At 71.4% G+C, this 5,267-nt stretch carries 7 protein-coding genes and 1 pseudogene; all 8 read left to right on the top strand.

Translation table 11 applies throughout. The features are described from left to right. The coding region (locus ESP51_RS20155) for an FtsX-like permease family protein (protein ID WP_129522649.1) at nucleotides 1-1,065 on the top strand (1,065 nt) is incomplete at its 5' end. A 9-nt stretch (nucleotides 1,066-1,074) separates the two neighbouring features. Beyond that, the gene (locus ESP51_RS20150) at nucleotides 1,075-1,410 is read left to right on the top strand and encodes a chorismate mutase (protein WP_129522648.1); all 336 of its coding nucleotides are present in this window, start codon (nucleotides 1,075-1,077) and stop codon (nucleotides 1,408-1,410) included. Next, nucleotides 1,407-2,327, top strand: coding sequence for an SDR family NAD(P)-dependent oxidoreductase (locus tag ESP51_RS20145; protein WP_129522647.1), 921 nt, complete (start codon nucleotides 1,407-1,409; stop codon nucleotides 2,325-2,327). Before ESP51_RS20150 ends, ESP51_RS20145 begins: the two co-directional genes overlap by 4 nt. Then, the gene (locus ESP51_RS20775; RefSeq protein WP_164990617.1) at nucleotides 2,324-2,500 is read left to right on the top strand and encodes a hypothetical protein; all 177 of its coding nucleotides are present in this window, start codon (nucleotides 2,324-2,326) and stop codon (nucleotides 2,498-2,500) included. Before ESP51_RS20145 ends, ESP51_RS20775 begins: the two co-directional genes overlap by 4 nt. Before the next feature lie 145 nt (nucleotides 2,501-2,645). Then, the gene (locus ESP51_RS20140; RefSeq protein ID WP_129522646.1) at nucleotides 2,646-3,803 is read left to right on the top strand and encodes an alcohol dehydrogenase catalytic domain-containing protein; all 1,158 of its coding nucleotides are present in this window, start codon (nucleotides 2,646-2,648) and stop codon (nucleotides 3,801-3,803) included. Nucleotides 3,804-3,846: 43 nt separating this feature from the next. Further along, nucleotides 3,847-4,551, top strand: a complete 705-nt coding sequence (locus ESP51_RS20135) for an endonuclease/exonuclease/phosphatase family protein (protein WP_129522645.1) — start codon at nucleotides 3,847-3,849, stop codon at nucleotides 4,549-4,551. Beyond that, nucleotides 4,548-4,967 (top strand): pilus assembly protein CpaE, encoded by a 420-nt coding sequence (locus tag ESP51_RS20130; protein ID WP_129522644.1) that lies wholly within the window; start codon nucleotides 4,548-4,550, stop codon nucleotides 4,965-4,967. The genes ESP51_RS20135 and ESP51_RS20130 overlap by 4 nt, the downstream gene beginning before the upstream one ends. Before the next feature lie 49 nt (nucleotides 4,968-5,016). Then, a pseudogene (locus ESP51_RS20125) lies at nucleotides 5,017-5,267 on the top strand (hypothetical protein); the annotation flags it as partial.

Below are 5,267 nucleotides of genomic sequence, written 5' to 3'. Positions count from 1 at the left end.
CGCGACGACCGCCTCGCCACGCTGCGGCTGCTCGGCGCGACGCCCGCGACGGTGTCGACGCTCGCGATCATCGAGTCGGCCGTGCTCGCGCTCGTCGGCGCCGTGCTCGGCGTGGCCGTGTACCTCGCGCTCGTGCCGGCCCTCGCGCTCATCGAGTTCCGCGGGGAGGCGCTCGGCGCCGCGGGCGTGCTGCTGCCGTGGCCGTCGCTCGTCGCCATGCCGTTCGGCGTCGCGATACTCGCCGCCGTGAGCGCGGTGCTCGGTCTTCGGCAAGTGGTGATCTCGCCGCTCGGCGTGCGCACGAAGCAGGATGCCCCGAAGCTGCACTGGCTGCGCATCGTCATCGGCGTGGCCGTCATCATCGTCGCGTTCGGCGTGATGAGCGCGATCCAGGTCGCGCCGACGGTGATGGCGATCCTCGCGATGCTCGTGCTCGGCTTAGGCGGAACGCTCGCGGTGCTGAACCTCATCGGCCCGTGGGTCATCCGTCTGGTCGCACGAGGGCAGGCCGGGCGCGCGAAGACGCCCCAGCGACTCCTCGCGGCACGCACCGTGCTCGAGTCGCCGAAAGCCGCGTGGCGGCAGGTCGGCGGGGTCGCGATGACGAGTTTCATGGCGGTCTTCGCGGGCGCCGGCGTCTCGGTGCTCGGGGCGTTCGAGTCGGACTCGGATGCCGAGATGCGATTGCTCGTGACCGACATCCGCACCGGCATCCTCATCACCGTGATCGGCTCGTTCCTCATGGTCGCGTGCTCGGTGGGCGTCAACCAGGCCGCCGGCATCCTCGACCGGGGCGAGCTCTACCGCAGTCTCGACATGCTCGGCATGCCGACGAAGACGATGGATGCCGCGCGCCGCCGTGCCGTGATGTCGCCCCTGCGCATCACCGCGATCGGGTCGGCCGTGACCGCCGCGATCGTGATGCTGCCGCTCACGGGCATGGCGCTCATCGTCGCTCCCGTCTCGCTCCTCGTGATCGCCGGGGTGCTCGCGGCGGGGATCGGCATCGTGTGGCTCGGGCTCGCCGCGACGCGACCCGTGCTGGAGCGTGCCGCTGCGGGTTAGGGTCGAAGCATGACTGACCGGGCCTTCGACGAACGGGACGCGGCGATGAGCGAACTCCTCGGCATCCGCTCGAGCATCGACAACATCGACGCGGCCCTCATCCACCTGCTCGCCGAACGGTTCAAGTTCACGCAGCAGGTGGGCCGGCTGAAGGCCGCGCACGGACTGCCGCCGAGCGACCCCGATCGCGAGAGGCGGCAGATCGCGCGGCTCCGTGCGCTCGCCGTCGACGCGCACCTCGACCCGGCCTTCGCCGAGAAGTGGTTCAACTTCGTCGTCGCCGAGGTGATCCAGCACCACGAGGAGCTCGCCGGCGAGGCGAACGGCAACGCGGCCGGACTGTGAGCTGGTATCCGCTCGTCCTGCCGTCCCAGGCCGGGCGGCGCTTTCTCGTCACCGGTGCGAACGCGGGCATCGGGTTCTTCACGGCGGCGCGGCTCGCCGGATCGGGCGCGCACGTTGTGCTGAGCGGACGCAGCCCCGAGCGGCTCGAGGCGGCGACGTCCGCGATCCGCGGCATGGTGCCCGCGGCATCCGTCGAGTCCATCGTCATCGACCAGTCGTCGCTCGACTCGGTGCGCGCGGGAGCCGACCGGCTCATCGGCGGGCCGCCGCTCGACGGCGTCGTGGCGAATGCCGGCCTCGTGCACGCGCCGAGGCAGCGACTCGAGTCGGTCGACGGCAACGAGCTCGTGCTCGCCACCAACGTGCTCGGCAACTTCGCCCTCCTCTCGCGGTTGCTCCCGCACCTCGCGCCCGGCGCGCGCATCGTCGGGCTCGGCTCGCTCGCGTCGATGCTCAGCACGTTCCGTATGAACGACTTGCAGCTGACGCTCGGCTACGACTTCTGGCGCGCCTACGCGCAATCGAAGATCGCCGGCCAGGTGTTCGCGTTCGAGCTCGATCGCCGCTTGCGGGAGGCCGGCGTGCCGGTGTCGAGCCTCGTCGCCCACCCCGGCTATTCGATCAGCGGCCGGACGCCCCGCGTGCCCGGTGTGAACGAGCCCACGACGGGAACCCGGTTCGCCGACTCGCTGCAGGCGGCGTGGGCGCAAGGCAAGCACCGCGGCGCCGAGGTCGTGCTGCACGCGATGACGTCGCCCGCGGCGACGGGCGGCCAGTTCTGGGGGCCGCGGTACCTGACCAAGGGCGCCCCGGCGCTGCATACGCCCACGCGCACCTCGACCGACCCCGAGATCGGCGCGCAGTTCTGGAGTTTCGCCGAGCAGGCGACCGACTCGGTCTTCACGGTCGGCGGATGACGCGGCCGCGCTCGGCGCGCATGCGGCTCCTCCTCGCCCGGGTCGTCGTGGCGGTGGGCATCGTGCTCGTCGTCGTGGCGATCGTCAGCGGACGCCTGGGGTTCCTCGTCGTCGGCGTCATCGTGGTCGGCCTCGGGGCGGCGCTCGGCCCCGCTCGCATCCGGCGCCGCTGATCGGCGTTGCCGACCCGGTGCCGGCTCCCGGCGCCACCGGCGGACGCCCGCGGTTCACGCTCCGGCAACCGCGCATTGGCGCACCGTTGGCGACCGCTCAGTAGCGTGAGCGGTCATACAAACGGCAATCCAATAGGGGGCATTCGTGCACACCGTCGTGCGAGTCGGCGACCTCGACATCATCGTCAAGCCATCGCCCGTCGCGCTCGTGTGGAGCGAGCCCGGCCGGCAGCACGAGGCGCTCGCAGCTCCGGGCGTGCGACTCGCTCCCGGTGACGCCCTCGTCGAGGTCGAGCTCGCGACGATCTGCGGCTCCGACGTGCGCACGGTGCGCGGCGATCGCCCCGCGGCCGCGCCCCTCGTGCTCGGACACGAACAGGTCGGACGCGTCGTCGCCGTCGGCGAGGGTGCCGTGCGAGCCGACGGCTCGCCGCTCGAGCTCGGCGACCGCGTCGTATGGTCGATCGCGGTCAGCTGCGGCGAGTGCGACCGGTGCCTCCGGGGGCTCACCCAGACCTGCCGCTCGCTCTCGAAGTACGGCCACGAGCGCGTGCACCGCGGCTGGGAGCTCTCGGGGAGCTTCGCCACGCACGTGCAACTGCGGTCGGGCACCGCGATCGTACGCGTGAGCGAGCAGATGCCCGCCACGGTCGCGGCCCCAGCTCCCTGTGCCACGGCGACGGCGGTGGCCGCCCTCGACGCGGCATCCGCTCGGGTCGACCTCGACGGCGCACTCGTGCTCGTCACCGACGGCGGCATGACCGGGCTCACCGTGGCCGCGATGGCCCTCGACGCCGACGCCGAGGTGATCGTGTCGGATCCGGATGCCGCCCGCCGGTCGTTCGCGCGACGACTCGGCGCCGTGGCAGTCGACCCCAGTGCCCGTGCAGGGTCGCCCGATCGCCTCGACGCGACCCTCGCGCGCTTCGCCGCACGGGGAATCGCCGAGCCGCTCGTCGCGATCGAGACGTCAGGCACCCCGGCGGCGGCGTCGACCGCCATCTCGAACATCGGCGTCGGCGGAATCGTGGTGCTCGCCGGCAGCTCGGCGCCGGGCTCGGAGCTGTGCCTCGACCCCGGGTCGCTCGTACGCCGCCTCGTGACCATCACGTCGGTGCACGGTGCCACCGGGGAGCAGCTGGCGCGCGCCGTGAGGTTCCTCGAGCGCTCGTGGCGCACCCTGCCGTTCGAGGAGCTCGTCGGTGCGACGCATCCGCTCGCCGAACTCGATGCCGCCCTCCTCGAGGCCGCCACCGGGCGGCACGTGCGCGTCGGCGTCGCGCCGGGTCGCAAATCGCTGTGAGTCCGCGCACGGCAGGGGGCGAGCAACATAGGCTGGTGCCGACATGAGAGTGATCAGCTACAACCTTCGAAAGCACCGGGCCAGCGGCGAACTCGTCGGGCTTGCCGAGCGCTATGCGCCCGACATCCTGTGCCTCCAAGAGGCTGACACCCGTGAGCTGCCGCAGCACATCCACTCGCTGCAGCTCGCGAACGCGACGATGAGAAACCGCCTGGGGCTTGCCGTCTACTATCGCGCCGACCTCTTCCGCGCCGAGAAGGTGCAGGCGTTCGTGCTGAAGAAGTCGCTGCACGACCACGTGCTCCGGCCCGCCCACGAGCGGCTCGTCGGGGTGCGGCTGTTCGACATCCAGGCCGAGCGTGAACTCATCGTCGCCTCGTTCCACGCGGCACCGCTCACGGCGCTCAACTCGCTGCGCCGCCATCAGATCAAGTCGGCGCTCGGGGAGCTGCAGCTGCTCGGCCCAGGCCTGCCGACGCTCATGGTCGGCGACTACAACTACCCGATCTTCAAGGACAACCTCGGCGAGAAGGTGCGCGACTCCGGCTACGAGCTCACCCTCAGCGACAAGCGCACCTACACGCGCTACAAGTTCTTCCGCGGGCACTTCGACCTCGCGACTTCCGTCGGCTTCGACATCAGCGGCATCGAGACGCTCAAGCGCGGGTCGTCCGACCACATGCCGATCCTCGTGAGCGCGAGCTACAGCGACCAGATGCAGCCGCTCGAAGAGGCCCGCACTTCGTGATCAGTCGCGAGCTCGCGATCGCGCTGCGGGATGCCGGGCTCGTATGGCGTCCGGAGTCGGGCGATCGGTTCCAGCTCGACCTGCCGGGCGACGTCGAGCACGAGGTCGAGGCCGACGTCTTCACGGTGAGCGACATGACGATCGAGGCGCACCGCTACCCCACCGGCACGATCCTCGGGTTCAACGGCACGACCGAATGGGCGCTCGACTCCGTCTCCCTCGGCGACGCCGTGTGGCTGCCGCGCGAAGACCAGTTGCGGGAGCTCCTCCGCTCGACGTTCCGGTCGCTCACGCGCCTCGAGGACTCCTTCGAGGTCGAGATCGAGCTCGGCGACGAGCACAAGCGGTTCGAGCATCCGGATGTCGCGGAGGCCTACGGACTCGCGCTCCTCGAGCTCGTGTCGCGCTCGCGCTGACCAGCTGCGCGCGCGGTGGGCGTTCGTCGACCCGACGTAGGCTCTGAGCATGCCGGACCGCGACCTCGACGACGTCGCCGCCGCACGCGCCCGTGAACTCGTCGCACGCGCCGCCGCCGAGCTCGGCGCGGCACACGCGCGCGACGAGGCGCTCGCCGAATTCGTGCCCGAGCGCCGGGTCTTCGGCATTCCGCGTCGGGCACGCATGACGCGGGTCGGGCGAGTCTGGCGCCTCGGTGCGCTGCTGGTCACGAGCGAAGGGGCGCTGCTCGCCGCCGGCCGGGTGATCCGCGCCGAGCG

Origin of the sequence: Agromyces albus, from assembly GCF_004134825.1 — a bacterium.
Lineage (GTDB): Bacteria > Actinomycetota > Actinomycetes > Actinomycetales > Microbacteriaceae > Agromyces > Agromyces albus.
This window is presented reverse-complemented; position numbering and strand designations above follow the sequence as displayed.